We start from the raw sequence: 2,798 nt of genomic DNA on the forward strand, positions 1-2,798 counted from the left end.
ACGGGCCTGCATCTGGCGCCCGGCCTGATCGGCGACGCGTCCCAGCTCGGAACCCTGCGGCTGTGGACCGTGCTGCTGCTCACGGCCGGCGTCCTGCTCCTCCCGCAGCGCTGGTGCGCGCAGGAGGGACTTCCCGGGTCCGCCACCGACACGATCACCGATCCGGCGAGGGTCGTCGGCGACGTCCATCGGCTCCCGAAGCGGTTCGAGACGGTGTCGGCCGGGCGGTCCGACTGATCGGGAGCCTTGTCTGCCGCGCCTCAGCCCGCGGTGGTGCGGAAGGGGGCGCAGAGGCCGGGCGTGGGCCCCGCGTGGGTGTGGAGGAAGGCGAGGAGATCGCAGATCGACCGGCCCAGGACCTGGTCGTGGCCCGCGCCGGGATACGTGCGGGCGGTGACCGAGGGCGAGCCGAGGCGGCGCAGGTTCTGGACCACGGCGACGGTCCACACGGGCGGCACGTCATGGTCGTCCTGTCCCTGGACGACCATGACCGCGGTGGCGACGGCGGCTCGGTCGGGGTCCCCGTAGGCGCCCATCTGTTCTCCGACCCGTGCAAGCGAGCCGGTGCTCAGCGGCAGGGCCTGGTCGGTGTCGAGGTGACTGAGCGCCTGGTGGCCGTCCGCCTGGCACTGGGCAAGGTAACGGACGGCGACGTCCGCCGCCGTTGCCCCGAGCAGTGACGGCAGGGTGTGGGAGGGGTCGGTGGCGCTGAGACCGGCCAGTGCGTAGAAGGCGAAGGACAGCTCGCTGGGCACGTGCGAGGCCTTGACGCCGGGCAGCATCGCTTCCAGGTGGCTGGCCGGGGCGATGGCGACCGTACCGGCAGGACGGGTGGCCCCCGCTCGGCCGGGAGCCCGGGCTGCGAACAGTGCGGCCTGCCCGCCCTGGGAGTGCCCGACCGCGAACCAGAGGTTTCCCAGGCCGGGCAGGAGTTGGCGGGCGGCGGTGACGATGTCCACGACCGCGTTGCCCTCGTCCGCGCCCACCAGGTAGGTGTGCATGCCGGGGGTGCCCAGGCCCGGATAGTCCGAAGCGGTCACCGCGTAACCGGCCTGCAGCAGTGCGCGCACCTCCTGGGCATAGGCGTCGGACCCCAGGTTCGCCAGCTGCGAGGGTGCACAGGAGTCGGCGACGCCCGTGGTGCCGTGCGCCCAGGACACCACCGGCCACCCGCCGTGAGGCGGTGCGCCCGGCGGGACGAGGACCGTGCCGCTGACGGGGACGTCGGCTCGGCGGGCGTTCACCGAGTGGTAGAGCACGGTCCAGCGCCGGGCGCCACCGAACCGGGTGTCACGTCCGTGGTCGGTCGCGGCGATCAGCGTGCCCGGAGGGCGCTGGGGCAGCGGCCGCGGCACCTGATAGGTGTGGTCGACCACCGAGACCTGGGGCAGGGCCGGACGGGCAGCCGCGTTCGCGGCGGGCCCGGACGGCTGACCGGCACAGCCGCCGGCCGCCATGACGAGCACGATCGTGACTGCCGCCGTGAGAAGCATCCCGGCGAGGCGCACCGCCCTCGCACCAGAGCAGCGCGCCCGGGGGCGGAGGTTCCTCGGCGTCCTCACGTGACCGTCCCTTCGCAGCCGCTGACTGCGATCACCCTGACATCCACAGCATCGGGTCGCACCCGGGACGTCGCTATCGGGGTGCGCTGACGCGGAGTCGGTGGGAAGGGATCTGCACCGGCGTCGCTCCGTGTGGGAATGGCGCCGACGGTCTCCGCGTCGTGCAGGTCGCGCCGGAGGACTCGGCGTGGCCGACCGCCAAGGAGAGCTGGCCATCGTCCATGCACAGCGGGCTTCTGCCGCCGCCGACCACGACCATCGTCAGCACTGCGCCACCGCCTGGCACAGGTGGGGGCTGACCCCGATGCGCTTGGCGCCGAACCCTCCGGCGGACAAGCCCATCTCACTCTCTGCCACCGGTGAGGTCCCGGTGTTCGCCCAGGTATCGACGTCACAGCGGGTCGTTTTCATCACCATTGACGGCGGACTGGAAAGGGACCCCGCGTTCGTAGCCATGGTGCGTGACTTGAAGACACCCATCACGATATTCCTGATGAACGCCATCAAGTCGGACTACGCGTACTTCAAAACGCTGCAGGCGCTGGGTAACCACATTCAGAACCACACTCTGCATCATCCTGTGATGAGTCATCTCTCGCTGGCCCGCCAGGAGAACGTGTGCGGGGACCAGAAGGTCCTCACCGAGCACTACGGCACTGCGCCGTTGCTGTTCCGTCCGCCCTATGGTGTGTGCGACAAGGACACCGAGATGCCGAGGTAGAAGGGTCCGGGCGGCCTGCGGAGGCTACATCTGCTTCGAGGACGAGGCAGGCTTCACTCGCCGGCCGCCCAAAGGACGCACCTGGGGTCGCGCGGCCGCACCCCGGTCGAGACGGTGAGCGGCCGACGCTCGGGACGCCTTTCCGTGGCCGGGCTGATCGCGGTGCGGCTCCGGCTCTCGGACCCGGCTGTGCCACCGCCTGCGCACCCACCGAGCCGGCAAGGACGGACGCCGTAGCATGGGCGAGCGGGACTTCATCGCGCTGATCGACGGCGTCCGCCAACTCGTCAAGGCGCCGATCGTGCTGGTCTGGGACCGCCTCGACACCCACGTCTCCCACGCAATACGTGAGCAGATCGCCGAACGGGCCTGGCTGGTCGTGTTCCTACTGCCCGCCTACTCACCCGACCTCAACCCCGTCGAGATGTCGTGTTCTCAGCGCAGGTCCTGTGGCATTCCGTCGGCATGATGCTCATGTTCCTTCCGCGTTGTCTGTTTGTTGAATCTCGGTCCAG

General features: G+C 70.4%; 4 protein-coding genes. 3 read left to right on the forward strand and 1 reads right to left on the reverse strand.

Features of this window, described 5'->3' with window-relative positions; translation table 11 throughout:
* The coding region (locus tag ACIRVK_RS45415) for a hypothetical protein (protein WP_404258022.1) at nt 1–237 on the forward strand (237 nt) is incomplete at its 5' end.
* 23 nt (nt 238–260) lie between these two features.
* On the opposite strand, the gene ACIRVK_RS45420 is transcribed toward ACIRVK_RS45415, so the two are convergent.
* A complete protein-coding gene (locus tag ACIRVK_RS45420) occupies nt 261–1,493 on the reverse strand; it encodes an alpha/beta hydrolase family protein (protein WP_404258024.1) in 1,233 nt (410 codons plus the stop codon).
* Nucleotides 1,494–1,749: 256 nt separating this feature from the next.
* Between ACIRVK_RS45420 and ACIRVK_RS45425 the strand changes: the two genes are divergently transcribed.
* Both ACIRVK_RS45425 and ACIRVK_RS45430 read left to right on the forward strand, forming a co-directional pair.
* Nucleotides 1,750–2,283 carry a polysaccharide deacetylase family protein gene (locus ACIRVK_RS45425; protein WP_404258026.1) on the forward strand — a complete coding sequence of 178 codons (534 nt, stop codon included), beginning with the start codon at nt 1,750–1,752 and terminating at the stop codon, nt 2,281–2,283.
* A 238-nt stretch (nt 2,284–2,521) separates the two neighbouring features.
* Nucleotides 2,522–2,752 (forward strand): transposase, encoded by a 231-nt coding sequence (locus ACIRVK_RS45430; RefSeq protein ID WP_404258028.1) that lies wholly within the window; start codon nt 2,522–2,524, stop codon nt 2,750–2,752.
* The last annotated feature ends 46 nt before the right edge of the window (nt 2,753–2,798 follow it).

Origin of the sequence: Streptomyces sp. NPDC101152 (assembly GCF_044768275.1) — a bacterium.
Taxonomy (GTDB): domain Bacteria; phylum Actinomycetota; class Actinomycetes; order Streptomycetales; family Streptomycetaceae; genus Streptomyces.